At 70.8% G+C, this 25,999-nt stretch carries 20 protein-coding genes, 2 tRNA genes and 1 pseudogene; 19 read left to right on the top strand and 4 right to left on the bottom strand.

Going from position 1 to position 25,999, the window contains the following annotated elements; translation table 11 throughout:
• Positions 1 to 547: 547 nt before the first annotated feature.
• Together ACZ6MA_RS03665 and ACZ6MA_RS03660 are read left to right on the top strand one after the other, a co-directional pair.
• Positions 548 to 1,150, top strand: coding sequence for a biotin transporter BioY (locus ACZ6MA_RS03665; RefSeq protein ID WP_469430735.1), 603 nt, complete (start codon positions 548 to 550; stop codon positions 1,148 to 1,150).
• 160 nt (positions 1,151 to 1,310) lie between these two features.
• On the top strand, positions 1,311 to 2,141 hold the full coding sequence (locus ACZ6MA_RS03660; RefSeq protein WP_469430734.1) for a CAP domain-containing protein: 831 nt from the start codon (positions 1,311 to 1,313) through the stop codon (positions 2,139 to 2,141).
• Positions 2,142 to 2,253: 112 nt separating this feature from the next.
• Here ACZ6MA_RS03660 and ACZ6MA_RS03655 read toward each other — a convergent pair whose 3' ends face one another.
• Complete coding sequence (locus tag ACZ6MA_RS03655; RefSeq protein ID WP_469430733.1) at positions 2,254 to 3,702, bottom strand: amino acid permease; 1,449 nt, start codon at positions 3,700 to 3,702, stop codon at positions 2,254 to 2,256.
• Positions 3,703 to 3,856: 154 nt separating this feature from the next.
• Between ACZ6MA_RS03655 and ACZ6MA_RS03650 the strand changes: the two genes are divergently transcribed.
• Both ACZ6MA_RS03650 and ACZ6MA_RS03645 read left to right on the top strand, forming a co-directional pair.
• The gene (locus ACZ6MA_RS03650) at positions 3,857 to 4,345 is read left to right on the top strand and encodes a ribose-5-phosphate isomerase (protein WP_469430731.1); all 489 of its coding nucleotides are present in this window, start codon (positions 3,857 to 3,859) and stop codon (positions 4,343 to 4,345) included.
• A gap of 126 nt (positions 4,346 to 4,471) precedes the next feature.
• The gene (locus ACZ6MA_RS03645) at positions 4,472 to 5,275 is read left to right on the top strand and encodes an Fpg/Nei family DNA glycosylase (RefSeq protein ID WP_469430730.1); all 804 of its coding nucleotides are present in this window, start codon (positions 4,472 to 4,474) and stop codon (positions 5,273 to 5,275) included.
• A 23-nt stretch (positions 5,276 to 5,298) separates the two neighbouring features.
• On the opposite strand, the gene ACZ6MA_RS03640 is transcribed toward ACZ6MA_RS03645, so the two are convergent.
• Positions 5,299 to 6,546: a GNAT family N-acetyltransferase gene (locus ACZ6MA_RS03640; protein WP_469430728.1), complete on the bottom strand. Its 1,248-nt coding sequence runs from the start codon at positions 6,544 to 6,546 to the stop codon at positions 5,299 to 5,301.
• Between the two features lie 202 nt (positions 6,547 to 6,748).
• On the opposite strand from ACZ6MA_RS03640, the gene ACZ6MA_RS03635 reads away from it, so the two are divergent.
• From ACZ6MA_RS03635 to ACZ6MA_RS03580, 12 genes and pseudogenes are all read left to right on the top strand, one after another.
• The gene (locus ACZ6MA_RS03635; RefSeq protein ID WP_469430727.1) at positions 6,749 to 7,888 is read left to right on the top strand and encodes a PP2C family protein-serine/threonine phosphatase; all 1,140 of its coding nucleotides are present in this window, start codon (positions 6,749 to 6,751) and stop codon (positions 7,886 to 7,888) included.
• A 190-nt stretch (positions 7,889 to 8,078) separates the two neighbouring features.
• Complete coding sequence (locus tag ACZ6MA_RS03630) at positions 8,079 to 8,411, top strand: hypothetical protein (RefSeq protein WP_469431190.1); 333 nt, start codon at positions 8,079 to 8,081, stop codon at positions 8,409 to 8,411.
• A gap of 19 nt (positions 8,412 to 8,430) precedes the next feature.
• Complete coding sequence (locus tag ACZ6MA_RS03625; RefSeq protein WP_469430725.1) at positions 8,431 to 8,745, top strand: pore-forming ESAT-6 family protein; 315 nt, start codon at positions 8,431 to 8,433, stop codon at positions 8,743 to 8,745.
• A 44-nt stretch (positions 8,746 to 8,789) separates the two neighbouring features.
• Positions 8,790 to 9,176: a DUF6507 family protein gene (locus tag ACZ6MA_RS03620; protein ID WP_469430723.1), complete on the top strand. Its 387-nt coding sequence runs from the start codon at positions 8,790 to 8,792 to the stop codon at positions 9,174 to 9,176.
• Positions 9,173 to 11,812 (top strand): hypothetical protein, encoded by a 2,640-nt coding sequence (locus tag ACZ6MA_RS03615; RefSeq protein WP_469430722.1) that lies wholly within the window; start codon positions 9,173 to 9,175, stop codon positions 11,810 to 11,812. The genes ACZ6MA_RS03620 and ACZ6MA_RS03615 overlap by 4 nt, the downstream gene beginning before the upstream one ends.
• A 37-nt stretch (positions 11,813 to 11,849) precedes the next feature.
• Positions 11,850 to 12,623, top strand: a complete 774-nt coding sequence (locus ACZ6MA_RS03610; protein ID WP_469430720.1) for a hypothetical protein — start codon at positions 11,850 to 11,852, stop codon at positions 12,621 to 12,623.
• Positions 12,624 to 13,162: 539 nt separating this feature from the next.
• Positions 13,163 to 13,585 carry a hypothetical protein gene (locus ACZ6MA_RS03605; RefSeq protein WP_469430719.1) on the top strand — a complete coding sequence of 141 codons (423 nt, stop codon included), beginning with the start codon at positions 13,163 to 13,165 and terminating at the stop codon, positions 13,583 to 13,585.
• 39 nt (positions 13,586 to 13,624) lie between these two features.
• A pseudogene (locus tag ACZ6MA_RS03600) lies at positions 13,625 to 13,876 on the top strand (hypothetical protein); the annotation flags it as partial.
• A 217-nt stretch (positions 13,877 to 14,093) separates the two neighbouring features.
• The gene (gene eccD, locus ACZ6MA_RS03595; protein WP_469430716.1) at positions 14,094 to 15,491 is read left to right on the top strand and encodes a type VII secretion integral membrane protein EccD; all 1,398 of its coding nucleotides are present in this window, start codon (positions 14,094 to 14,096) and stop codon (positions 15,489 to 15,491) included.
• Positions 15,492 to 15,509: 18 nt separating this feature from the next.
• Entirely contained in the window at positions 15,510 to 16,640 is a 1,131-nt protein-coding gene (locus ACZ6MA_RS03590; RefSeq protein ID WP_469430714.1) for a MinD/ParA family ATP-binding protein, read from the top strand.
• The gene (gene eccCa / locus ACZ6MA_RS03585; RefSeq protein WP_469430712.1) at positions 16,637 to 20,641 is read left to right on the top strand and encodes a type VII secretion protein EccCa; all 4,005 of its coding nucleotides are present in this window, start codon (positions 16,637 to 16,639) and stop codon (positions 20,639 to 20,641) included. Before ACZ6MA_RS03590 ends, eccCa begins: the two co-directional genes overlap by 4 nt.
• 16 nt (positions 20,642 to 20,657) lie before the next feature.
• Positions 20,658 to 22,079 (top strand): DUF6177 family protein, encoded by a 1,422-nt coding sequence (locus tag ACZ6MA_RS03580; RefSeq protein ID WP_469430710.1) that lies wholly within the window; start codon positions 20,658 to 20,660, stop codon positions 22,077 to 22,079.
• 190 nt (positions 22,080 to 22,269) lie between these two features.
• Here ACZ6MA_RS03580 and ACZ6MA_RS03575 read toward each other — a convergent pair whose 3' ends face one another.
• Positions 22,270 to 23,397 (bottom strand): acyltransferase family protein, encoded by a 1,128-nt coding sequence (locus tag ACZ6MA_RS03575; RefSeq protein ID WP_469430709.1) that lies wholly within the window; start codon positions 23,395 to 23,397, stop codon positions 22,270 to 22,272.
• 258 nt (positions 23,398 to 23,655) lie between these two features.
• On the opposite strand from ACZ6MA_RS03575, the gene ACZ6MA_RS03570 reads away from it, so the two are divergent.
• Positions 23,656 to 23,853, top strand: a complete 198-nt coding sequence (locus tag ACZ6MA_RS03570) for a hypothetical protein (RefSeq protein WP_184731192.1) — start codon at positions 23,656 to 23,658, stop codon at positions 23,851 to 23,853.
• 101 nt (positions 23,854 to 23,954) lie between these two features.
• On the opposite strand, the gene ACZ6MA_RS03565 is transcribed toward ACZ6MA_RS03570, so the two are convergent.
• A tRNA-Gly gene (locus ACZ6MA_RS03565) sits at positions 23,955 to 24,028 on the bottom strand.
• Between the two features lie 174 nt (positions 24,029 to 24,202).
• On the opposite strand from ACZ6MA_RS03565, the gene ACZ6MA_RS03560 reads away from it, so the two are divergent.
• Both ACZ6MA_RS03560 and tig read left to right on the top strand, forming a co-directional pair.
• A tRNA-Pro gene (locus ACZ6MA_RS03560) sits at positions 24,203 to 24,279 on the top strand.
• Positions 24,280 to 24,536: 257 nt separating this feature from the next.
• Complete coding sequence (gene tig, locus ACZ6MA_RS03555) at positions 24,537 to 25,916, top strand: trigger factor (protein ID WP_469430707.1); 1,380 nt, start codon at positions 24,537 to 24,539, stop codon at positions 25,914 to 25,916.
• The last annotated feature ends 83 nt before the right edge of the window (positions 25,917 to 25,999 follow it).

Raw genomic sequence — 25,999 nt, 5'->3', positions numbered from 1 at the left:
CTGTGCGGCGGGCTGCGCTACGGGGCGGTGACGGACGCGGGGGCTCCGGATGTGTGGACTCCGCGAATCCGACTACTTCCGACAGATTCTCCCGACCGAGCGGTATGTGCCAAGCTGCGCAGGTCGGGGGTGACGAGCATCACGGTGGCGCTGGGCGCTGGCCTTTGCGGTTGCCGTTGCCGCGGCTGGGCCGACGGCCCGTAGCCCCCGTGGCACCACCGCTGCGCGGCGGTGTCCTCAATCGCCGGACGGGCTTAATTAAGCCCGTCCGGCGATTGAGGACGCGCCCGCAGGGCGCTCTGCCGCCGCAGGCGGCACAACCGGCCGGCAGTCGAGGATCCGCCGACCAGGCGAGAGGTGCTCGCCGCCGCAGGGGGCAAAGACGGCCCGCCGCCGCAGACGGCACAACCACCCCCGCCGGAGGCGCCACGTTTGGAACTCTCCAAGCCGGAGGCCACCGCTTTGTCGTGGGTGCCCGGTGCCCACGCGGTGACGCTCGGCTAACGTCAGCCTGTCCCTACTTGCCCAGTCACCTCGCGGAGTACCGATGGCCACCGCCGCTGCCTCAGTTTCCCGGACCGGTACGGTCCTCGCCGATCTGCTCCCCGCCTCCACCGCCGGCCGGGCCCGTGTCCGCGACGCCGCCCTGGTCCTCGGCGGTGCGGCGCTCACCGGTATCACCGCCCAGATAGCCGTCCCGGTGCCCGGCTCGCCGGTCCCGGTCAGTGGGCAGACCTTCGCCGCGCTGCTGGTCGGCACCGCGCTGGGGGCCCGGCGCGGGTTCCTCTCCCTCGCGCTGTACGCCGTCGTCGGCATGGCGGGCATGCCGTGGTTCGCCGAGGCGAAGTCCGGTGCCGCGTTCCCGTCCTTCGGTTACGTCCTCGGCATGCTGCTCGCCGCGACCGTCGTCGGTGCCCTCGCCCGGCGCGGTGCCGACCGTTCCGTGCTGCGCACCGCGGGCACCATGGCGCTCGGCTCCGCGATCATCTACGCGGTCGGTGTCCCCTACCTCGCGCTGGCCACGCACATGTCCTTCGCGGACGCCGTCGCCGCCGGTCTGACGCCCTTCCTCATCGGTGACGCCCTGAAGGCCGCCCTCGCGATGGGCGCGCTGCCCGCCGCCTGGAAGCTGCTGGGCCGCCGGGGCTGATCGGCGCCCCCACCACGTACGGGCCGGGCCCGCACCCCCTGCGAGGGGGTGCGGGCCCGGCCCGTACACATGTACGCGGATTTTTGTTATCGGCTTCCGGCCGCCGCGTCTCCTGAGTGTTGGACCAGCTCAGCAGACCCCGTACCGGAAGTGGATCCGCGTGAACCGTGAACCCGAGACCGTGACGTTCGACCCCGCCCCCGAGGGAAGCCGGCGTGCGCGCCGGAGCCGGGGCAAGCGCCCGCGGCGAGCCGTGCTGGTGACCGGAACGGTGGCCCTGATAGCCGTCGCCGGCGGCGGCTACGGCGTGGCCCAAGCCGTGGGGGACCACGGCGGGGACAGCAGGCCGTCCGCCGGGGCGGCGTCGGTGCGGGCCGGGCACCAGGCCGGCGAGCCGGCCGCCGTCGCCGGGAAGAAGAAGGCATCCCCGGCCGCCACCGCCACCGCCTCGGCGAAGCCGAAGAAGAAGCCCAAGGAGACCGGGAAGGAGACGGCGGACCCGGCGAAGACCGGCAAGAAGGGGACTCCCTCCCCCGCCAAGCCCAGGCCCAAGCCGACGAAGAAGCCGAAGCCCAAGCCCAAGAGCACCCCGGCGGGCGGGCCGACCGCACGTCTCGCGCGGCAGGTCGTGGAGATGGTCAACGCGGAGCGGGCCCGTAACGGCTGCTCGCCCGTCACCGTCAACGCCAAGCTCCAGGCCGCGGCCCAGGGCCACTCCGACGACATGGCCGCCCGCGACTACTACGACCACACCACCCCCGAGGGCAAGAGCCCCGGCGACCGGATGACGGCCGCCGGATACCGCTGGAGCACCTACGGCGAGAACATCTTCAAGAGCCCCAAGGACGCCCGGACCGCGATGGACGGCTGGATGAAGAGCCAGGGGCACCGGGACAACATCTTGAACTGCTCCTTCAAGGAGATCGGCGTGGGCATCAACCTCAGCGCCAACGGTCCCTGGTGGACCCAGAACTTCGGCGCCTCCCGCTAAGGAACACCAGGCGGGAAACGCCGCTGGGAAGACAGCCGCGTACGACAACGGGCCGGGCCCGCACCCCCTTGACGAAAGGGGGTGCGGGCCCGGCCCGAAACGCGAGAGGAGGCTACTTCGTGGCAGCCGCCCCGCTCTTGCGGCGGCGGTCCAGGACCACGCCGACGACCAGGACGATCACACCCAGCAGCGTGGAGAGGAGGACCTGGTCACGGTTGTCGCCACCGTCGTAGACCATGTAACCGAGCACGAAGGTGATCATGCCGATGGTCAGCCACGTCAGGTACGGGAAGAGCCACATCTTCACGACGTGCCGCTCCGGCGTCTCACGCTCGATGATCTTCCGCATCCGCAGCTGGGTGAAGCAGATCGCCAGCCAGACGAAGAGGGCCACCGCACCGGAGGCGTTGAGCAGGAACTTGAAGACCGTGTCCGGCCACATGTAGTTGAAGAACACCGACAGGAAGCCGAAGACGACCGAGCCGAGGATCGCGGCCCGCGGCACACCGTTCGGGCGGACCTGCGCGAACGCCTTCGGGGCGTCACCGCGCTGGCCGAGGGAGAAGGCCATGCGGGAAGCGGTGTAGAGGCCGGAGTTCAGGCAGGAGAGCACCGCGGTCAGCACGATCACGTTCATGATCTGGCCGGCGTGCGGGATGCCGATCGTGTCCAGAGCGGCGACGTAGCTGCCCTTCTCGGCGATCTCCTTGGAGTCCCAGGGGAGCAGCGAGACGACGACGAAGATCGAGCCCAGGTAGAAGACGCCGATGCGCCAGATCACGCTGTTGGTGGCCTTGGTGACCGCGCGCTGCGGGTCCTCGGACTCACCGGCGGCGAGGGTGACGATCTCGCTGCCCATGAAGGAGAAGACGACCATCAGCACACCGGCGAGGATCGCACCCGGCCCGTTGGGCATGAAGCCGCCGTGCGAGGTGAGGTTGTCCAGGCCCGCGCCCGGGTTGTCCGAGCCCGGCAGCAGGCCGAACACGGCGAGCCCGCCGATCACGACGAACGCGGAGATCGCGACGACCTTGATGCCGGCGAACCAGAACTCGAACTCACCGTAGGAGCTGACCGAGCCGAGGTTGGTCGCGGTGAGCACCACCATGACGATCAGTGCCCAGGCCCACTGCGGCACGGCCGGTATCCAGCCTTCGAGGATCTCCGCGCCCGCGGTCGCCTCGACGGCCAGCACCACGACCCAGAAGAACCAGTACAGCCAGCCGATGGAGAAGCCGGCCCAGCGGCCCAGCGCCCGGTCCGCGTAGGCGGAGAACGAGCCGGAGGTCGGATTGGCGGCGGCCATCTCGCCGAGCATCCGCATCACGAAGACGACCATCGCGCCGACGAGCGCGTAGGAGATGAGGATGGCGGGTCCGGCGGCGGCGATGCCGCTCTTGGAGCCCACGAAGAGGCCGGCGCCGATGACGCCACCAATGGCGATCATGGACAGGTGGCGGTTCTTGAGCCCGGCCTTCAGGCCGTCCTGGCCGGACGCGGGGGCCTGGCCGGGATCGCCGGCCGTCGGCGCCTTCGTCGTTGTCGGCGGTGTCGCGCTCATGGAACGTTTCCTTTGGTTCTCGGGTTTCGAGCTTCCGCATTAGAACTTTTCGCAGGTGTCTTTCGGAAGACCCGAATCCGTATCGTTGTATTCACGGGGTAAGCCCCGGCCCCGGCGACGGTTGCCCGTTCCGAGTCGTGCCACACTCGGACGCATGCGCGTGTACCTCGGCTCCGACCATGCCGGCTACGAACTCAAGAACCACCTCGTCGAGTGGCTCAAGGCCCAGGGCCATGACCCCGTCGACTGTGGTCCGCACATCTACGACGCCCAGGACGACTACCCCCCGTTCTGCCTCCGTGCCGCGGAGCGGACCGCCGCCGACCCCGACAGCCTCGGGATCGTGATCGGCGGCTCGGGCAACGGCGAGCAGATCGCCGCGAACAAGGTCAAGGGCGTCCGGGCCGCGCTGGCCTGGAGCGAGCAGACCGCCGCCCTCGGGCGTGAGCACAACAACGCCAACGTGATCAGCGTCGGCGGCCGGATGCACACCCAGGAAGAGGCGACGAAGTTCGTCGAGATCTTCCTCGCCACGCCGTACTCCGGTGAGGAGCGCCACACGCGCCGCATCGAGATGCTGAGCCGGTACGAGGCCACCGGCGAGCTGCCGGAGATCCCCGCCCACCACCCGCAGCAGGGCTGATACCCCTTTGTCCTCAAGCGCCGGACGGGCTGGACAAGTCCGTCCGGCGCTTGAGGTCCCGGGGCCGGGGCGGCGCCCCGGTCCTGAAGCCGCACCAGTCAACGCGACCCGTCCGGAGGACAAGCCGTGCCCGAGGGGCATACGATCCACCGCCTCGCGGCGGACCACCGTGCTCTCTTCGCCGGCCGCCCCGCCCGGGTGAGCAGCCCGCAGGGCAAGTTCGCGGACAGCGCGGCCCTGCTCGACGGCCGGGTGCTGGAGAGCGCCGAAGCCCACGGCAAGCACCTCTTCCTCGGGTTCGCCGCGACCGGCTGGGTCCATGTCCACCTCGGCCTCTTCGGCAAACTCGGCTTCGGCACGGGCCAGGCGCCGCCGCCCACCGACACCGTGCGGCTGCGGCTGGCGAACCCCGATGCCTACGCCGATCTGCGCGGCCCCACCACCTGCGCGCTGATCACCGACGGCGAGAAGCAGGCGATACACGACCGGCTCGGCCCCGACCCGCTGCGCCCCGGCGACGACCCCGACAAGGCGTGGCGGCGGATCTCCAGGAGCCGCACCACGATCGCCGCCCTCCTCATGGACCAGAAGGTCATCGCCGGGGTCGGCAACGTCTACCGCGCGGAAGTCCTCTTCCGGCACGGAATCGACCCCTACCGACCCGGCCGCGATCTCACCCGGTCCGCCTGGGACGCCATCTGGGCCGACCTGGTGGTGCTGATGCGCGAAGGGGTGCGGAACAACCGGATCGACACCGTCCGGCCCGAGCACATGCCCGAGGCCATGGGGCGCCCGCCGCGCGTCGACGACCACGGCGGCGAGGTCTACGTCTACCGCCGTGCCCACTTGCCCTGCCACATCTGCGACAGCGAGATCCGCACCGCCGAACTCGCCGCCCGCAACCTCTTCTGGTGCCCGACCTGCCAGTGAACCGGCCGGGCCCGCCCCAGGGCTCAGAAGCCGTGCGGCAGCCACGGCGCCACCGTGCTGCCGAACGCCACCGACGCCTCCTGCAGGGCGGCCGGACGCAGCTCCGTCACCCGGCCGGCGCCCGCCAGCGACGCCAGTGACACCCCGCCCAGGTACGCCGCGCCCAGCTCCCGTACGGACAGGGCCAGGTCCGCCGCGTCGTCGGTGCGCTCGCAGGAGGCGCCCTTCGGATCGCCGGTCAGCCGCCAGCGCCCGGCGTTCCAGGGGCAGAAGTCGTCCTCGACGTCGAACACCACGTCCACCGGCGCTTGGTAGGTACGCGCGGACAACGCCGCGCCCACGTCGACCAGCCGGACGTAGAGCGAGTCCCGCACCCCGATCTCACAGCGCCGGACGTCGTTCACCAGGCGCAGCAGCGGGTCGTCGACGGGGCGGTTCGTCGTGGTGATCCGCGTCGTCAGGTCGATCTCGGTCAAAAAGCGCCACAGCGCGGCGTACGCCTGCGGTGTCAGCGCCTCCAGATCGCGCAGGACCACCGTGCCCTTCGGACCGGCCGTCTCCCATTCGGGGTTCACCGCATAGCGCGCGTAGCCCACCACCTCGCCGTCGGTCTCGGCCAGCACGCACTGCAGCGGGGAGGCCCCCGCGCGGTTGGCCGGCGGGTCGAGCAGGGGCTGGTCCTCCCAGCCCGGCTGCCGGACCAGCATGCCCGGACGGGCGGCTACCCGGCGCGCGTAGACCGCCTCGCACACCTCGCGCGCATCCGCGGGCTTCGAGAAGCGCAACCGCACGCCCTGCGCGCCGTCCGACGCGTCGGTACCCGGCGGCACCGCCACCCGCACCCGCGTCGTGTCGATGCTCGCGTGCAGGCTGTGCGTCGCGGCTCCGTACCCGAACCGGCCGTAGATCGCGGGCTCCGAGGCGGTCAGCACGGCCAGTGGCTCCCCCAAGGACCGTACGTCCGCGAGCAGACGCCCCATCATCTCCCGCAGCACCCCGCGCCGTCGGTGCGTGGGCCGTACCCCCACCATCGTCACACCGGCGGTGGGCACCGCCTCCCCGCCCGGCACCGTCATCCGGAAGGCGAGCGTGCCCGCCGTGCCCACGATTTCCCCGCCGTCCCAGACACCGAAGGAGCGGTCGAAGCACGTCAGCTTCTGCCACAGCGCCCGCTCCTCGGGGGACTCCGTCACCCCGCCGAAGGCCAGTTCCAAGGTTCCGTACCACTGGTCCCAGTCGGCAGGGCGTAACACGCGAAATTCCATCGTCATGGCCCATGCCTAGCAGCGCGTTCCCGGTTCGGGCGAGCGAATTTCGCATAGGCTGTGCCTTCCGAGACGTGCCGAGTTCTTCCGATGGTCCGCTGATGCCCCGCTCGTGCTGTTCCGGTGCTCTCCTGGTGCCCTCGCGGCTGACGAGTCGGCGCGGCGTGAATCGACGCACCGCCGAATGGGTGGATAAGGTCCCGATGCAATGACTGGCGGCGCGGAGACCCCGACGGCCCGGATGCGCAAAAGACTGCACCGGGCCCGCACGAGCGTGCGCAAAGCCGGTGTCGACTATTTCCGCGGCGACGGCTCCGACTGGCTGGCCCTGACCGCGCTGCTGCTCGCCGTCCCCGCCCTCACGCTCGGCACCGTCGCCAACCCCGGGTGGTGCGACCCCGCCGCGCTCGTCCTGCCCATCGTGGCCGGCGGGCTGCTGCTGCGGCCCGCGAGCCTGCTCGGTCTCTACGCGGCGGCCGCCGCGGCCCTCATCGTGGAGTCGGCGGCGCTGGACGACCCCGGCTCGCACGGCGCTGACCGGGTCACCCCCGGCACCATCCTCGTCGTCGCCGCGGTGGGCTTCCTCGGGCTGCTCATCGCGCAGTTCCGCAGCCGGGTCGGGGTGCCCTGGCGGCGCGGCGGCACGATGCTCTTCGACCTGCGCGAGCGGATCCGGGTCCAGAGCAAGCTGCCGAAGCTCCCACGCGGCTGGCACCGGGAGATGGCCCTGCGCCCGGCCGGCGGCCAGTCCTTCTCCGGTGACTTCGTCGTCGCCGGGCGGACGAACGGCGGCCGCACCCTGGAGGTCGTGCTGACCGACGTCTCCGGCAAGGGCATGGACGCCGCCTCGCGCGCCCTGCTGCTGTCCGGTGCCTTCGGCGGTCTGCTGGGCTCCCTGCCACCCCCGCAGTTCCTGCCCGCCGCCAACGCCTATCTGCTCAGACAGGACTGGGACGAGGGGTTCGCGACCTCCGTCCACCTCGTCCTCGACCTCGACAGCGGCGACTACGAACTGCTCTCCGCCGGCCATCTGCCGGGGCTGCAGCTGAGTGCGGGCACCGGACGCTGGGAGGAGAAGGCCGCCGAAGGCCCGCTCCTCGGCGTCTACGACGGCGCGCGGTTCGACCCCGTCAAGGGCACGCTGCGCCCCGGCGACGTCCTCATGCTCTTCACCGACGGCCTGGTCGAGACGGCCGAACGGGACCTGACCGAGGGCATGGACCGGCTCACCGGCGAGGCCGACCGTTATGTCGCCACCGGTTTCCACGGCGTCGCCTGGCATCTGATCGAGGCCGTCGCCAAGGACGTCAACGACGACCGGGCGCTGCTGCTCATCTGCCGCGACTGAGCCACGCATTGTCACAAGCGCGTGACAAGCGGCGTTTGTTGTGCGACGAATGCCACTTCTGCGTAACAGGTATGCGGAAGCGGCCCCTGTTCACGTTGCAGGTGGCAATGCGGGGTTGATAGACATGGCACGCCAGTGCGGGCCGTGGATGTTCGAGCGGCCTGTCGTGAGAGGTGACGGGGGTGAACTCGTGAAGTTCGATATGGGTAACACGGCGTTGACGGGGCTGATGTCTCGGACGCGGGGTTCGAGTGAGGACCTGGGTGGTCTGATCCGCCAGCTGATCGCCGCTGCCGCACCGTTGGAGGGCAAGTTCAACGGTTCGGGCAAGGTGGCCTTCGATCAGTTCAAGGAGCACTCGGACGATGTGACGGCCGCGCTGAACGGCTCGCTGCGTTCGATCCTGGGCGGTCAGTCGGGCATGGACACCTCGTTCGGCCAGGGTGACCAGGAGTCCGCGGACAACGCGAAGCAGCAGATGGCGGCGGCGAACTTCGACGCGGCCCGTTTCTCGGGCCGCTAGGAACACGGGGGTAGTTGACATGGGTGGCACGGGTACGGACCGGCGGAGTTACGACGTCGGCGCCTCGACCGAGGTGCAGGGCTCGCTGGCGGGCATCATCGGCCGGCTGGAGACGGTGCTCGCCGAGCGCGAAGCGGCCGTGAAGGCGGCCATGGCCGACTTCCAGGCCGACGGCGTCTCGGACGAGTACCACGGCAAGGAAAAGCGCTGGGACAAGGCGGCCGCCGAGGTCCGCTCCATCATCACGCTGCTGCGTTCGACGATGGAGAAGAACGACGGCACGGCGCACCAGACGCTGGCCCGCGCCAAGGCCGCCGTCGACAACATCGGCTGACGCCGGGGCACCGCAGAGAAAACGTTTTACGGAACGGGGGAATCGTGTCCGACAAGTGGGACATCAAGCCGGATGGCGTTCGTGGAGTCCTGAGCAAGACCGCCGAGGCCGGCGGGAAGTTCGAGGCAGAGTTCAAGGCGTACGGCGAGGACTTGGTGGGCGCCGCTACCACGGCGGGCACGATGGTGCTGGGCGGGGCCGAGATCCCCAAGGGGGGAGCGTTCGGTCCCGTGGCCCAGGCTCTGCAGGAGTTCCAGCAGAAGACCGAGAACGATCTGAAGTACCTCCCCGTCCGGACGGGGAAGTCCATCACCGGGGCGCGGCTGGCCACCGAGGAGTACCTCAAGGGTGACCTGGAGATGGCGAAGAACAAGCAGGAGGAGTACTCCAAGGCTCCGACTCCGGAAGAGATGAAGGGCCCCAAGAAGTGATCGAACTGGGGAAGATACCCACCTTCACGGGGCAACTGGAGGAGCTGGAGAAGCACGCCGGCAAGCTGAAGACGACTGCTTCCAGCATTCGTGGTACCGGCAAGGACGTGCACAACGCCTTCCAGGCGCTGGATCCGGTGTACGACGCTCCCGAACAGGAGCACCTGCTCAATTCGACGATTCCGGTGCGGGACAAGGCGGACGAGTTCGCGAAGAAGCTGGAATCGGTCAGCGGTGCGCTGACGGGTTTCGCCTCGGCGGCGAAGCCGTTGGTCGACAAGATGAACCAGCTCCGGGCCGATGCGAAGAAGTTCGTCGCCGAGAACAAGGACGACGACGACTGGCAGAAGGACCAGGGCAAGATCGACGAAAATGCGCGTCTTGTCCGTGAGGTCGGCACGACCTGGGTGGCGTTCCAGGGTGTGGAGCGCGACGCCGCCAACAAGATCACCGCGTTGGTGGGCGGTACGCATTTCGTCGTCGACGACGGTTCGCACAAGGCCGGTATGTACGGCTTCAAGGAAAGCGATGTCAAGGACGCCAAGGAGACTCCTTGGGGGACGGTCGACAAGCGCGAGTACACCGGTTTGCGGGCTGCGTGGGAGTGGACGAAGGACAATGTCGGCGGTGCGCTGAAGGGGTTCTTCGTCGATGGTGTCCTGGGCACGCTCAAGGGCCTGGGCAGCATGGTCAACTTCTTCGACTGGGACAATTTCAAGAAGACCTGGTCGGGCATCGGTGATGTCTTCGGCGGTGTCAGCGCCTATATCGCGACGCCGTACGAGTGGGCGATGGACAAGATGTTCGGTCCGGTCGACCACAGTGATACGGACAAGCAGAAGGCGGCGTTGCGCAATTTCGGCAAGTCGCTGGTCGCGTGGGACGAGTGGGGCAAGGACCCCTCGCGGGCGTTCGGAACGGTGCTGTTCAACGCCGTGACCATCGGTTCGGGTTCGCTGCTCAAGCTCGGCAAGGCCGGGAAGCTGGGCGTGGGCGCGGAGGCCGCGACCGCGCTGGGCAAGGCGGGCGCACTCGTCGATCCGATGAGCTATCTGGGCAAGGCGGGCAGCTTCACCAAGCTGAAGATCGGCGACCTGATGGAGGGCCTCAAGGCCAGCCAGGCGGGTGTCGACGACATGGCCCGCAACATCCCGACCGGGACCGCGCCGCACCCGACCGAGGTGAACGCCCCCTCGGCCCACACGGGCGACGGTTCCCCGACCCCCACCCACACGGGCGAGGGCTCGTCGACGCCTGCCCACTCGGGCGACGCGTCGTCCACCCCCGCCGGCTCCGGCGAGAAGACTCCCGCCGGCTCGGGGGACAAGACCCCCGCGGGCTCCGGCGAGCACACGCCCCCCGGCCGTGAGTACACCGACGCCGCGGGCAACAAGCGCGTCATCGGCAACGACGGATTCATCAGGGACGAACACGGCGACGTCGTCCCCGACACCGAACCCGTCCGCGAGCCGCACAAGAACGAACTGCCCGACGTCAAGGAGCACGAGACCGCTCCCGTCAAGGACGAGGCGAAGGTCCTCGAGGGCGCGGGCGGCCCCGGCCACGTGGAGAACTCCGCGAACCACCCGACGGGCCCGTCGCTCCCGGCGGACGGGGCACACCCGGCGGGCGGCGGTGGCACGCACGGCACCCCGACCACGGGCGGTCACGTCACGGACCACTCGACCGGCGGCGGCTCGGGCACGGGTGCGGGCTCGCACACGCCGTCGGGCGGCGGCGGGTCCCACACGCCGGGCGGTGGCGGCGCGGGTCACGGCGCAGGCGGCCACGGCGAGACGCCGGGCACGGGTGCGGGCGCCGGCGGTCACGGCGGCACGGACGGCCCCGGCGGCACGGGCAAGGACTCTGGTTCCGCCGATTCGGGCTCCGGCTCGGACAAGGGCTCGGACGCCGGCCACGGCGCGGGCGCGGGTCACACCGGTGACTCCGGCACGGGCTCGGGCTCCGGTGACTCCGGTTCCGGCTCGGGCTCGGGCGACTCCGGTACCGGCGCGGGCGACTCCGGCTCCGGCTCGGGCGATCACACACCGCCCGGTTCGTACCGGCCCGGTCCCGCCGAAGAGGTCCCGAAGATCAAGCGTCACGACGCGGACTTCTCGGACACGCACAACAGCAAGGGACAGCGCAAGAGCTACCTCAACGAGGACGGCGACCTCGTCCCCGCCAACCCCGACGGTGACGCGACGATCGTCGACCACATCGTTGGACGGGAGCCGAAGAAGTCGGAGAGTCCTTACACCTCGACCAGTGAGGACGGTGCCAACGCCAAGGACTACGGCGGCCAGAAGATCCAGATCGATCTGCCCCGGCTCGTGGACGACATAGCCAAGGGCAAGGTCAAGGGTGTGGAGGTCTACTCGCCGCGGGAGGTCGAGGCGGCGATCCAGCAGGCTGCCGACAAGGTCGCCGGCCGGCCCGTGGACATCAGTGTCCCGCGGGACACCCCGCACCCCGAGATCGACGCGAGGGCCGCCGAAATCGCCAAGGAACTCGGCTTGGGTAAGGCCAAGACGAAGAGCCTCGCGCAGCGCATGAAGGACATGATGCACACACGCCGGGACTCGGAGTGGCTCATCAAGGGCGTCGTGCCGCACGACTACATCAGCGGACCGTGACGACGACCGACGGGCGGAATGCGAAAGGATGCCACTCATGACCCGCTTCAGTGAATTGCTCGGCACGGATTTCGATGGCGAGCCGACGACGGATATCGACGATGTGATCTACGGGGCCTTCGACGATCCCGGACACCGGGACCGTGTGCCGGGACTCGTGGAGCTCATGAACGATCCCGCCGAGCCGGAGATCGAGCGTTTCCTGGCGTGCCTGGCGCTGACGACCTGGGGCGAGACGGCGGGGTACGAGGCGGTCGTCCAGGCCGCCGCGGACCCGCGGAACACGCCCTGGTACGAGTTCTCGCTCGACCGCAAGTTCTCGGTCGACAGCACGTTCGCGCAGCTCGCGGACGCGGTGGCCGACGGTGATCTGGCGCGGGAAAAGGGCACCGAGGGACTGCGGGTGGAAACGGCCCGCGCCCTCGTGCGGCTCGCCGACAGCCAGTACTTCGAGGACAAGCTGGGCGAGTTGTTCGACAACGCCACGCTGCGGGCGCTGCTGGACGACATCAAGGAGGTCATCGACCGGGGCGTGCGGGCCCTGGCGGCGGGGGAGAAGCCCCGCTTCGACCTGCCCACGCAGCTGGTCGACCTGGCCAGCGCGGTGTCGGTCCTCGACGGCCCGCTGGGCGTGGACCTGGCCATGAGCGTGCTGACCGTCGCTTCCTCCCCCCGCACGCTGAACCACGCCGTCGGCATCGTGTACCGCGCCAAGGGGCCGGAGGCCCGGCAATTCGCCGAGTACCTGACCTCGGTCGGCGACGACAAGGTACGCGCGGAGGTCGCCGAGGCGTTGGCCCGCGCCGAATAGCCGGTGACGACGAGTCGCCGCTTCCTCCGCGCCAAGGCCCTGCTCGCGGCCTGGACATAGGGGGCCGGCGCCCCGGCCTCGGCCGCCGGCGCCGGCCGTCCGCCGTCGGCCGAGCGGGGTGACGCGGTGGTCCGCATGCGGACGTTCGTCGTCGAGCCGGCTGGTCGGCGAAAGCGCGGCGGATCGTGGCCGATATCGGGGCGGCGGCCGTGAAGCCGGCGGACGACGGCATCTTCCTCCGCGGCAAGGCGCCGCTCGCGGCCTGAGCCGGGGCCGGCACCCCGGGTCCCCCGCCCTCGGTCACCGGCGGCGGAGGCCGCCCGGCTGCGGGGGGAATGTCGACGGCACTTTGCGTTCCCCCGGCAAAAGTTGATAGGCATAGCGACCGGTGTGTGTCATGACCGCGCCGTTCCATAGTGCAGTGATTGATTCGGGGGACTTTTGTGGCTACTCCGCCGCAACAGCAGCCATTTCCGGCGCAACAGCCGTTCCAGCAGCAGCCGGGATTCCCGCCCCAACAGGGCTGGAGTCAGCAGGGCATGCCGCAGCAGGGATTTCCGCCGCCGACCGGACAGGTGCACTGCCGGCTCTGCGGTGGATTCCCCGCCGTCGAGGCCACCGTGCGCGGGCATCAGGGCATTCTGATCATGATGCGCTTCCTGTCCCTCAAGGGCCCGTTCTGCCGTAATTGCGGAACGGCCGTGTGGCGCGACATGACCGGTAAGACGCTGCTGCAGGGCTGGTGGAGCCCGCTGTCGCTGGTCCTGCTGACCCCGTTCACCCTGCTGTGGAACGTATTCATCAGGGTCAAGCTCAACAAACTCCCGCCCCCGGTCCCCGGCCAGCCCGGCCCGCAGCTGGATCCCGGCCTGCCGCTGCGCCGGCGCGCCGCCGTCTGGGGTCTGCTGATCCCGGTGTCCTGGCTGCTGTTCATGGCCTTTCAGATCGCCCGGGGTTCGTAGGTCCATACCGGCTCAACGAGCCCGGCCGATCGGGGAATGATGGCGAAGGATTACGACAGTCAGCTGCTGGAGTCGGTGTCTGTACGGCGCCGGCGGATGCGGGACGCGCTGCACTTCGGTGCCCAGCGCGCCCGTCGTACGGCGGACGAAAAGCTCGGGAAGATATTCGCGGGTATCGCCGTGGCGGCGGTGCTGTGCGCCGGCTGTGTGGGGTGGTCGTTCATCCAGCACACCCTGGCCAAGCAGAAAGAACAGCAGAAACAGCAACAGCAGCGCTATGCGCCGCAGGTGACGCCGTCACCGTCGTTGTCGCCTTCGCCGTCCCTCTCGCACAGGAAGCTGTCCGGCTCGCATACCAAGCCGCCTGCCGCGCATGTGTTGCCCACCGCTACGCATGCCAAGCCGGTCGCTTCCCGGGTGAAGCCGTCCGCCTCGCATACGAAATCGGCGAAAAGCCCGAAAGGAACGCACAAAGTGACGGAGCCGGTCCAGTGATAGGTTCTGCCGCGTGGTGAATGTGGGGGAAAAGCAGCGTACGGAATTGAGCAGGATCACTCTCGTCGGCGACCGCCGGCGGGTGGATCTCGTGCTGCCCGCGGACGAGCCCATCGGGCGGCTCCTGCCCGACGTCCTGCGGCTGTTGGACGACAGGATCGGTGAACGACCGGCCGCCCGGCATCTGATCACCGCTGAGGGAACGGTTCTGCCGCAGGACGGGACCCTCGCCGAGGCCGCCGTGCCCGACGGTGCCGTGCTCCGGCTCGTCCGGGTCCACGACGCGCCCTCCGCGCCCGTCGTGCACGACGTCACCGACGAACTCGCCGAGGACCTGGACGTACGCGCCTGGCGCTGGCGGCCCGAGGCCCGGCGGTGGACCGCGAGCCTGGCCACGATCGCACTGGCCGTGACCGCCGGTGTGCTCGCGCGCACCAGCCTCGGCCCGGCCGCGGTCGCGGCCGCTCTCGCGGTGACGGCCGCGCTCGTCGCGGCCGTCGGCGCGGTCGCCGCCCGGATCGGCACCCGGGCCGCACAGCGCGCCCGGACGGACGACCGGGCGGGCCAGGCCGGCCGTGACCTCGGCACCACCCTCATGCTCACCGGCGGCGCCCTCGGTCTGCTCGCCGCGTGGACCGCCGCCGACGCGCACGACTGGACCGGCCCCGCGCGGCTCGCCGCCGTGGCCGCCGCGCTCACCGTGACCCTCGCGCTCCTCGGGCTGTTCTCCCAGCTCGGCAAGGGCGGCCTGATCGGCGCCGGAGCCGTCGCCGCGACCACCGCGGTGTGGGAGGCCGTCGCCGCGCTCCAGCACGACCCGGCACGCGTCGGATCCGTCATGGCCGTCGTCTCCGTCGTCGTCCTCGGCCTGCTGCCCCGCCTCGCGCTGATGGCGGCCGGTCTCACCGGGCTCGACGACCGCCGCTCCGGCGGTGCCTCCGTCAGCCGCCACGAGGTCGAGACCGCCCTGGCCGCCACCCACCGCGGGCTGGTCCTGGCCACGGCCGCCGTCGCCGTGTCCGCCACGGCCGGCGGGCTGCTGGCCGTCACCGCGCCCTCGTGGTGGACGGTCCTGCTCGCGTCCGTGCTCGTGGTCGTGCTGCTCTCCCGCTCCCGCGCGTTCCCCCTGATCGCCGAGGTCGTCACGCTGCTGGCCGCGGCCCTGGTGCTGCTCGTCCGCCTCGTGGTGCTGTGGATCGGCCACATCCCCGGCACCCCCTCCGGGCCGCTCCTCGCGCTCGGCGCGGTGGCGGTCGTGCCGCTCGCCGTGCTGGCGGTCCGGCTGCCGGAACACGTCGGCGTCCGGCTGCGCCGTGCCGTGGACCTCGTCGAGACCATCGGCGTGATCGCGCTGTTCCCGCTCGCGGTCGGGATGTTCGGCGTCTACGGACGTCTGCTCCACCAGTTCTGAGCTTCCAGGAGAGACCGCATGTCCCAGGACGACTGGCAGGGCGACGTACTGCGCGACCTGCGTGACCTCACCGACGACCCCGGCGCGCCGGGCCGGCCCGGCGACCTGCCCGGCCGGCCCCCGGCCGGACCCGCCGGGCCACCGCCGCGGGCCGGCGCCCCCGGGCAGCCCGCCGCCGGCCCCCGCCCCGCGCCCGCACCCGCGCCCAGGCCCCTGCCCACGCCCGTCACCATGGAGATCCCGCTCCCCGAGGAGCTGATCAAGGGCAAGCCGCTCAGCGGGGACTCCGCCGCCAAGCGGACCTCCCGCTCGCTGCGCCGGCTCGTCGGTTCCTCGGCCACCCGGGAGGTGGAGGAGGCGACCCGGGTCGCCCAGGCGCTGCAGCAGCCGCTCACCACGGGCCGGCAGATCGTCGTCACCAGCATCCGCGGCGGCGCGGGCAAGACCACCGTCGCCGCGCTGCTCGGGCGCACCTACGCGCACTACCGCCAGGACCCGGTGCTGATGCTGGAGGCCGACCCGGCGCTCGGCACGCTCCCCGCCCGGCTCGGCGTCACCAAGGTGCGCTGGACCACGAGCGACGTCGCGCAGCTCATCGACCCGTCGATGCAGCTCACCGACGTCGTCGGCTACCTCGTCCAGCTGCCCGACCGGGGCTGGCTGCTGCCCGGCAGCCAGGGCCGGGTCGGCAACCGGCTGGAACTGGCCGAGTACCGCTCGGTGATGGTCGCGCTGCGCCGCTACTTCGGCATCACCGTCGTCGACTGCGACACCCTTCCGAGCGAGCTGTCCCGCACCGCCCTGTCGGCGGCCCAGGCACGGGTGCTGGTCACCCCCGCCACCGTCGAGGGCGTCACCACCACCCGCTCGGTACTGGACTGGATGGCGTCACTGTCGCGACCCAGGATGCTGGAGGGAACCGTGGTGGTCGTCGCCGCGTCGTCCCCGCACATGACGCTTGATGTGACCGCGGCGAGAGAGCATCTCCAGCTCGACGGCGTGAAGGTCCTGATGCTCCCGTACGACCGGCACCTCGCCACCGGCGGCCCCATCCGCACCGACCTGCTCGGCCAGGTCACGCGCGAGGCCGTCACCGAGCTGGCCGCCGACGTCCTCACCCGAGCCATGAGCAGGCGAAGCAACCGATGAGCACCCGCATAGTCCACCGCCCCGCCCGTGCCACCCGGCCGCTGCCCACCCCCGAGGCGCGCACCATCGAGCCGCCGCCCAACCTGCCCGAGGGCAAGACCGGCGGCGCCCTGCACACCCTCATGCCCATCGCCGGCGTGATGAGTTCCGTCGTGATGATGACGATGGTGCGCAACAGCCAGTTCGCCGGGCTCGGCGCGATCGTGCTCCTCGTCACCGTCATCGGCTCGGTCGGCATGCTGCTGTCCCAGCGCGGCAAGGCCCAGCGCACCCGGCGCCAGCAGCGCGAACGCTACCTGGAGTACCTGGAGGAGCTCCGCGAGGAGCTGGGCGCCGAGGAGCGCGAGCGCCGCGAGACGGCCCGGGTCCTCGACCCGCCCCCCGAGGCGCTGTACGACATCGTGCGCGACCCCGCCCGGCTGTGGGAGCGGCGCCGCCTCGACGGCGACTTCCTGCGCGTGCGCGTGGGAACCGGGCAGATGCCCGTACGGCCGCTGACGGTCGGCGAGACCGGCGGTAACGTCCTCACCCCGCCCGACCGGTTCATGCTCAACGAGGCCGGGGCGCTGAAGAATCGATTCTCCACCGCTACCGACCTGCCCCTGACCGTCCCCCTCGACCGCGTCGGCAACGTCAGCGTCGTCGGCGACCGCGAGGGTGTGCTGCGCGTCGTCCGCGCCCTGCTCACCCAGACCGCCGTCGCCCACGCCCCCGACGACGTCGCCTTCGCCCTCGCCTGCCCCGGCGACCGCATGACCGACTGGGCCTGGGTCAAATGGCTGCCCCACACCCTCGACCCCGACGAGCAGGACGGCCCGGTCAGCGCCCGCCGGATCGCCCCCACCCCGGCCCAGCTCGCCCGGCTCATCAACCGTGACCTGCGCGCCCGCGCCTCCTACGCCGCCGAGGTACGCCGCGGCCTGTCCGGCAAGGACGCCCTGGAGATGGCCGGCCGGCTGCTGGTCGTCAGCGACGAGTACGGCGAGGACGCGCACGAACTGCCCCGCCCCGACGACGCCGTGTCCCTGCGGGACATGGGCGTCACCGTGCTGCACCTGGTGGCCGAGCGTGTCCAGGAGCCCGGCCAGGTCTCCCTGCGTATCACCGTCGACGGCGACCAGGTCCACATCGAGGACCTGCGCCCCGCCGAGACCGTCACCTCCCACGGCACCGCCGACCGGGCCACCGCCGCCGGCGCCGAGGGCCTCGCCCGCCTGCTGGCCCCCCTGCGGCTGTCCGCCGAATCCCTCGGCGACGCCCCGCTCTCCGGCCCCGTCGACTTCGCCGAGATGCTCGGCGTCGACGACCCGGCCGCCCTGGACGTCCGGCAACTGTGGCGGCCCCGCGGCGAACGCGCCTTCCTGCGCGTGCCCATCGGCCTCAGCGACTCCCGCCAGCCGGTCCTGCTCGACCTCAAGGAATCCTCCGAACTCGGCATGGGCCCGCACGGCCTGTGCGTCGGCGCCACCGGCTCCGGCAAGAGCGAACTGCTGCGCACCCTGGTGCTGGCACTCGTCGCCTCGCACCCGCCGGAGGACCTCGCCATGGTCCTCGTCGACTACAAGGGCGGTGCCACCTTCGCGCCCTTCGCCGACCTGCCGCACGTCGCCGGCGTCATCACCAACCTCGAGAACCAGGCCGGCCTCGTCGAGCGCGTCCACTCCTCCCTCGCCGGCGAGGTCCAGCGCCGTCAGCAGGTCCTCAAGGACGCCGGCAACATCGCCGACATCGGCCACTACGCCGCCCTGCGCGAGACCCGCCCCGACCTCGAACCGCTGCCGCACCTCTTCGTCGTCATCGACGAGTTCGGCGAACTCCTCACCGCCAAACCCGACTTCATCGACCTGTTCCTCTCCATCGGCCGCATCGGCCGCTCCATCGGGGTGCACCTGCTGCTCTCCAGCCAGCGCATCGAGGGCGGCAAGCTCAAGGGCCTGGACACCTACCTCTCCTACCGGCTCGGCCTGCGCACCTTCTCCGCCGACGAGTCCCGCACGGTGCTCGACACCACCGACGCCTTCCACCTGCCGCCCATCCCCGGCTTCGGCTACCTCAAGGTCGACACCAGCGCCTACGAGCGGTTCAAGGCCAGCTTCGTCTCCGGCCCCTACCGCGGCCCCGTCGCCCGCGACGTCGAGGACGAGGGCCCGGCCGTCCACCCCTACCCGGAGTTCAACACCCTCGGCCGGCCCGAGACGGCCCCCGGCGAGGCCGAACCGGCCATGCGCCACCGCAACCCCGGCCCCACCGTCATGTCCGTCGTCGTCGACCAGCTCCGCGACGCCGCCCCGCCCACCCGCGCCATCTGGCTGCCGCCGCTGCCCCGGGCCATCGCCCTGGACACCTCCGCCGGCCCGCTCCGGGCCGGCGAACGCGGCATGCAGCTCGCCGTCCGGCCCGGCCCGCTCAAGGTGCCGCTCGGCCTCCTCGACGACCCGGCCAAGCAGTGGCAGGGCCAATGGGTCCTCGACCTCACCGTCGCCGGCGGCCACGCCGCCGTCATCGGCGGCCCGCAGTCCGGCAAGACCACCCTGCTGCGCACCCTGGCGCTGTCCCTCGCCATGACGCACACCCCGCGCGAGGTCGGCATCTACGGACTCGACCTCATCGGCGGCGGCCTCGCGGCCCTCTCCGGACTCCCGCACGTCGGCGGCATCGCCGGCCGTGCCGACCGCGAACGCGCGGCCCGCACCGTCGAAGAGGTTCGCGGCATGCTCGCCGCCCGCGAGGAACTCTTCCGCGAACACGGCATCGACTCCGTCGAGCGACTGCGCTCGCTGCGCGCCGAAGGCCGGCTCCCCGAGCTGTCCTCCACCGAGATCGTGCTGATCATCGACGGCTTCGGCGCCCTGCGCGACGACTTCGAGGAACTGGACGACGCGGTCACCGACCTGCTCAAGCGCGGCGGCGGCTACGGCATCCACGTCGTCGCCGGCATGCTGCGCTGGAACGACGTCCGCATCGCCACCCAGTCCCTGTTCGGCACCCGCGTCGAGCTGCGCCTGAACGACCCCGGCGACTCCAGCATCGACCGCAAGCTCGCCGAGACCCTGGCCCCGGACGAGAAGGGCCGCGTCCTGACCGACGGCAAGCTCTTCGCCCAGACGGCACTGCCCCGCATCGACTCCCTCGCCTCGGTGGCCGACCTCGGCCCGGCCGTCGAACAGGCGGCCATGGTGATCCGCTCGTCCTGGTCCGGTGACGGCGCCCAGCGGGTCCGGGTGCTGCCCGCCCGCATCCCCGCCGCCTCCCTGCCGTCCGTGACGGCCGAACCCAACCGGGTGCCCCTCGGCCTGGACCAGACGGCGCTCGCACCCGTCCTGCTCGATCTGTTCCGACGCGACCAGCACCTGATGATCCTGGGCGACAGCGAGTGCGGGAAGACCAACCTGCTGCGCCTGGTCACCCAGGGGCTCATGGAGCGCTACTCCGACGAGGAGATCGTTTTCGCGGTCATGGACCCGCGCCGGGGCCTGCGCAAGCTGGTGCCCGAGGAGTACCGCGGCGGCTACGCCCACAACTCCAAGCTCTGCGGCGCCCTGGCCACCGGCATCGCCACCGAACTCGAAAAGCGCATGCCCGACGACCTCGCCGCCCAGGACGCCCTCGCGTCCGGCACCTGGTACTCCGGCCCCCGCATCGTCATCCTCATCGACGACTACGACATCCTCACCACCGCCGGCCAGCAACCGCTCGCGCCGTTCCTGCCGTTCATCCCCTCCGCACAGGACATCGGCCTGCACTTCGTCGTCACCCGCAGGGTGGCGGGCGCCTCGCGGGCCCTGTACGAGCCGTTCCTGATGACACTCCGGGAGAGCGGTACGACGGCGGTCGTCATGACCGGCGACCGGCAGGAGGGCCAGCTCTTCCCCGGCGTCTACGCGAGCCCCCAGCCGCCCGGCCGCGGCACGCTGCTGCGCCGCGGCGAGTCCACCCGGCTGATCCAAACGGCGCTCGCCGCCGCGGACGGCGACACCGAGACACCGGCCGACCACGCATGACCAGGGGGAACACCGAATGACCAAGGACGTGATCGCGCTCACCGAGCGCATGCCCGACGCGCTGAGCGTCGTGGCGGGCCTCCTCGCGGGCGGCCCGGACCTGCACATCGCGACCACCGGCGAGGGCGCCGTGGTCCAGCTCTGCGACGACGAGGGCCGGCCGCTCGTCTCGATCGAGGCGCCCCTGCTGCTCCAGGTGCCGGGCGAGGCCGCCCGGCTGCTGGGGCCCGGCGCCGAACCCTCCGGCGACGGCCCCGGATGGTGGATCGAGGCCCGCGCCACCACGGGCGTCCCCCAGGCCGAGCAGCTCGCGGGTGCCTTCGCGGCCCGTCTGACGATGCTCCTGGGCGGCCGGGTCTGGCCGCCGGACGCCCCCGGCACCGTCGGCGCGGCCCGCCCCGTCGACGTCTCGGGCGTCACGGCCGTCCCCACCCCCGCCGCCGCCCAGCCCGCCGTCGACATGCTCACCGACGAGGCCGCCGTCGTCCTCCAGGACCGCCCGGTCGTCCCCATGACGAGCTGGCTCTCCGAGGCCCTGCGCGCCACCGTGGACAGCGACCGGTCCCTGCAGATCGTCACCCCGCCGCACTGCCGACTCTCCCTGCCCACCCGCCTGCTGCTGCAGTCCACCCCCTCGCGCTGGGTGGTGCGCGACGAGCGGTGCGGCTACTACGACGGGCTGACCGGCGCGGTCCTGCGCTGGCAGGACGGCGCCTTCTCCCCGGACCGGGACGAGAACGGCGAGAGCCCGGTGGCGGACGCCTTCCAGGACATCCGGCCGACCGGCGAGCGCCAGCTCGTCGTCTCCTTCCGCACCCTGCACCAGCCCGAGGCCGACCTCGTGCTCGGCGGCGCGCTGGAAGCCGCCTGGCAGGCACTGACCGGCGGCCCCCCGGCCGGCTGGGGCACGTCCGAACCCGCCGGCCTCACCTGGTCGCGGCGACAGCTGACCGACCTGGCCTACGAGCGCGCCCCCCAGCCCACCTGGACGGTCGTCGTCGGCACCCCGGACCGGCCGGCCATCGCCACGCTGCGCGTGATCCGCACCCCGGAGGGGGTGGAGGAGGACATCACCCTCACCCTCGGCTACGGCCCCGACGAGCAGCCGCCCCTGGAGGCACTGCCGGGCCTGGCCGGCGAGCTGGTGACCCGGCACGGCCTGAAGACCATGATGGTCCAGCTGCGCGAGGCACGCCGGGACCTGAACGCCCCGCCCCACTTCGAGCAGCCGCCCATGCCGTACGCCTTCGTCCTGGGCCCCGCCGAGGTCCGGGAAGCGGGCCGCGACACGGCGAGCCGGACTCCGTTGAAGGACCGCCCGGTCCAACTGGGCCCGAACGCCCGGCCGGGCTACTACTACCCACTCGGCGAAGGCCCGGAGGGCTGGGCCGCCCTGGAGAAACTCATCCGCCACCTTCGGGGTGCGCCGCCGTTGTAGTCTCCGCCCGCACCACCGCTGCGCGGCGGTGTCCTCAATCGCCGGACGGGCTGCTGTGCTGTGTCCTCAATCGCCGAACGGGCTTGATATGGCCGACCTCAGCCAAAACCAGCCCGTCCGGCGATTGAGGACGCGCCCGCAGGGCGCCCGCCGCCGCAGGCGGCAAGACGGCCCGCAGAGCCGCAGGCGACTAGGTAGAGGACTTCCCCCGGAGGGGGGTCTTGACGAAGGCCCACTCCATCCGCGGCTCCATCGCGAACCGGAAAACCCTCCGCACCGGCCCACTGCACAGCGCGGTCATCACGGCGATCGCGAGCAGCGTCACGACGACCTCGCCCACCGGCTGCCGGATCCACGCGTACGCGTCGTACCACTCCCACCAGCGCGACAGCTTGATCAGGAAGCCGTGCAGCAGATACCCGTACAGGGTCCCCGCGCCGAGCGTCGTGAACCACACCGTCCGCCCCGGCACCCAGGCGAAGAAGCAGACGATCAGCACGGCCGCGCAGGCGAAGAGGGCGAGCTGCATGACGGGCGCGGCCCACAGCGGGGCATCCAGTTCCTGCACGCTGTCGTTGTGGTAAAACCACGCGGTGTCCATGGTCGGCGCCAGCCAGTAGGCGACCGCGACCGCGCCCGCGAACACCGGCACCGCCGCGATCCGCACCCAGCGCCCGCGCACGAGCCGGAAGTGTTCGGCCTTCATGTGCAGCCCGATCACGAAGAACGGCAGGAACTGCATCACTCGTTGGAGGTCGAAGTCCGTGCCGACCTCCGGGGAGAGCCCGGCGAGGATCGCGATGACGAAGGCGACCGGCACGGGCCACCGGATCAGCTTCCAGATCGGGGTGGTCAGTCGCCAGACGAACAGCGCGGCCAGGAACCAGTTCAGGTACCAGGGGTTGAGCAGGGAGACCGGCTCGTTCGGGGCGTCGTCCTCCGCCCAGTGCTGGAAGTACGTGTACGCGACCTCGAAGATCAGGTACGGCACGACGACACCCGTGAGGAGTCGCTTGAGCTTGGCAGGGCTCATATCGAAGCCACGGGAGAAGTAGCCGGAGACAAGGATGAAGGCCGGCATGTGGAACGCGTACACGGTCATGTACAACGCCGTCGCCGCCCGGCCGCCATGGGTGAGCGGCTCCCAGGCGTGGCCCAGCGCGACCAGGACGATCGCCAGGTACTTCGCGTTGTCGAAGAACGGGTCACGCTGCGGGGCGGCGCCCTGGCCGGGTTCCGGCGAAGGCGTCGAAACCGGCTGGGAAGCGGCGGAAGCGGAGGCCACGGGGCGCGCGGGAGGCGTGGCGGTGGGGGACATTCGAGGCACCCTAGCGGCGGAAGCGGAACGCGTAAAACCTTGCCTGTACGTACGTACACGGCCCGTGGCTTACCTCCGCGATACTCGGTAAACCGCCCCAAAAGCCGCCTCCGCGCAACGTTGCGGATTCCACTGGCGAATCGTCACGCGGCTCCACTGGCGGGCGAGTTGATGGCACGATGGTTGCCGAGAGGGGTCCGGGGGGCAGCATGCCCTCCGGGGGGCGGCCAGGGATTCCGACCGAGGGTGTGATCAGTCGTGACCACTGTTTCACTGTCTGTGGTGTTACTGCTGGCGATCATCCTGGTGGTGATGTACCGCGCGGGCAACATCAAGGCCGGGCCCGCGATCGTCGCCATACTCTTCGGCTTCTTCCTCAAGAACACGAGCATGGCGGAGCCGATCCAGCGGTTCCTCAACTCGATCGCGGAGACGATCAACAACATCAGATTCTGAGCCCGGGCGCGCCCGGGGCGCCTGCCGGACATGCGAAACCCCCAGGCAGGCGAAACCTCCCGGGCATGCGAAACGCCCCCGGCCGGAGCCGAGGGCGTTGCTGGAGCGGGCGACGGGAATCGAACCCGCGTAGCCAGTTTGGAAGACTGGGGCTCTACCATTGAGCTACGCCCGCCGGGCGGTGTTCCGCCGGTGCGGCGAAGACCGCGGTCATCGTATCAGGGGTGAGCGGCGAGGTGTTGTGGGCATCCCCGGACCCGGGACCGCCCCCAGGACCCGCCGGGGTGACCTGCGCGGAAATCGCGTGCACCAAGGGGTCTTCGGCCATGTACCCTACGTCTCGCACCGACGGGGTGTGGCGCAGCTTGGTAGCGCGTCCGCTTTGGGAGCGGAAGGTCGTCGGTTCGAATCCGGCCACCCCGACCAGCACGACTTGTTTTCCGGGTTTCCCGGCTTCTTGAGATCTCTCGCCGTCTCCGGACGTTTTCCGGTGTTTTCCGGGGCGCCGGGAGGTTTTCCGGCGCGTCCCGATCAGCTGTACGCGCCGCACAGCGAAGATCACATTGTGGGGCTCAACCCGCTTGCGGTTACTATGCAAGCTGCGCGCCCGTGTGCCTCTCTGCCGGGCGCGGTCCGCTGAACCTCAGCAGAAACCCAGCAGTCAGCCCCAAGGAGACCGAACCGTGAAGAGCGCCGTGGAGACCCTGAACCCGACTCGGGTTCGGCTCACTGTCGAGGTGCCCTTCGAGGAGCTCAAGGCCAGCCTCGACGCGGCGTACAAAAAGATCAACCAGCAGGTCACGGTGAAGGGCTTCCGTCAGGGCAAGATCCCGGCCCGCGTCATCGACCAGCGGTTCGGCCGTGGTGCGGTGCTCGAGGAGGCCGTCAACGACGCGCTGCCGAAGTTCTACACCGAGGCGGTCAACGAGGCCGACCTGAACCCGCTGGGCCAGCCCGAGGTGGACATCACGGAGCTGAAGGACGGCGAGCTGCTGGCCTTCACCGCCGAGGTGGACATCCGTCCGGCCCTCGAGATCCCGGACTACTCCGGCATCGAGGTCACCGTCGACGCCGTCGAGGTGTCGGACGAGGACATCGAGAAGTCGCTCGAGCAGCTCCGTGACCGCTTCGCCACCACCTCCCCGGTCGAGCGCGCCGCCGCCGAGGGCGACATCGTCACCGTCGACCTGGAGGCCAAGGTCGACGGCGAGGTGCTGGAGGACGGCGTCGCCACCGGCGTCGACTACACCATCGGTTCCGGCCAGCTCCTGGACGGCATCGACGAGGCCGTGACCGGCCTCGAGGCCGGCGGCACCGCCACCTTCACCTCCGAGCTCAAGGGCGGCAGCGCCGAGGGCAAGGAGGCCGAGGTCACGGTCGTCGTCACCGCCGTCAAGGCCCGCGAACTGCCCGAGCTGGACGACGACTTCGCCCAGCTGGCGAGCGAGTTCGACACGCTGGAGGAGCTTCGCGCCGACAGCGAGAAGCGTCTGGGCCGTATGAAGAAGTACGACCAGGCCACCCAGGCCCAGGAGAAGGTGCTCGAGGAGCTGCTGAAGCTCGTCGAGGTCCCGATGCCCGAGAAGCTTCTCGAGGACGAGGTCAACACCCGCAAGCACAACCTGGAGCACCACCAGCTGGGCCAGATGGGCCTGGACCTGGCGAAGTACCTGGAGATCCAGGGCAAGTCCGCCGAGGACTTCGACGCCGAGCTCAAGGAGCAGGCCGAGAAGGGCATCAAGACGCAGTTCGTCCTCGACGAGATCGTCAACAAGGAGAAGCTGTCGGTCGGCCAGGAGGAGCTCACCGAGCACCTCATGCGCCGTGCGCAGTCCTCCGGCATGAGCCCCGACCAGTTCGCCCAGGCCGTCGTCGAGGGTGGCCAGGTGCCGATGCTCGTCGGCGAGGTCGCCCGCGGCAAGGCCCTCGCGACCGTCGTCGAGGCCGCCACGGTCAAGGACAGCAACGGCGAGGTCGTCGACCTCGACGACGAGGACGAGACCGCCGAGACGGTCGAGGTCACCGAGACGGCCGAGGCCGCCGAGGAGAAGACCGAGGCCTGATCCACGGCCTCTGCGCGACCCGCAGAACCCCTTACGGACGGGCCCGTACGTGTTTCGCACGTACGGGCCCGTCCGTGGTCTCA

This window comes from Streptomyces sp. NPDC042259 (assembly GCF_055582085.1).
Note: the sequence above shows the minus strand (reverse complement) of the source record. Positions and strands in the feature narration are given on the sequence as shown.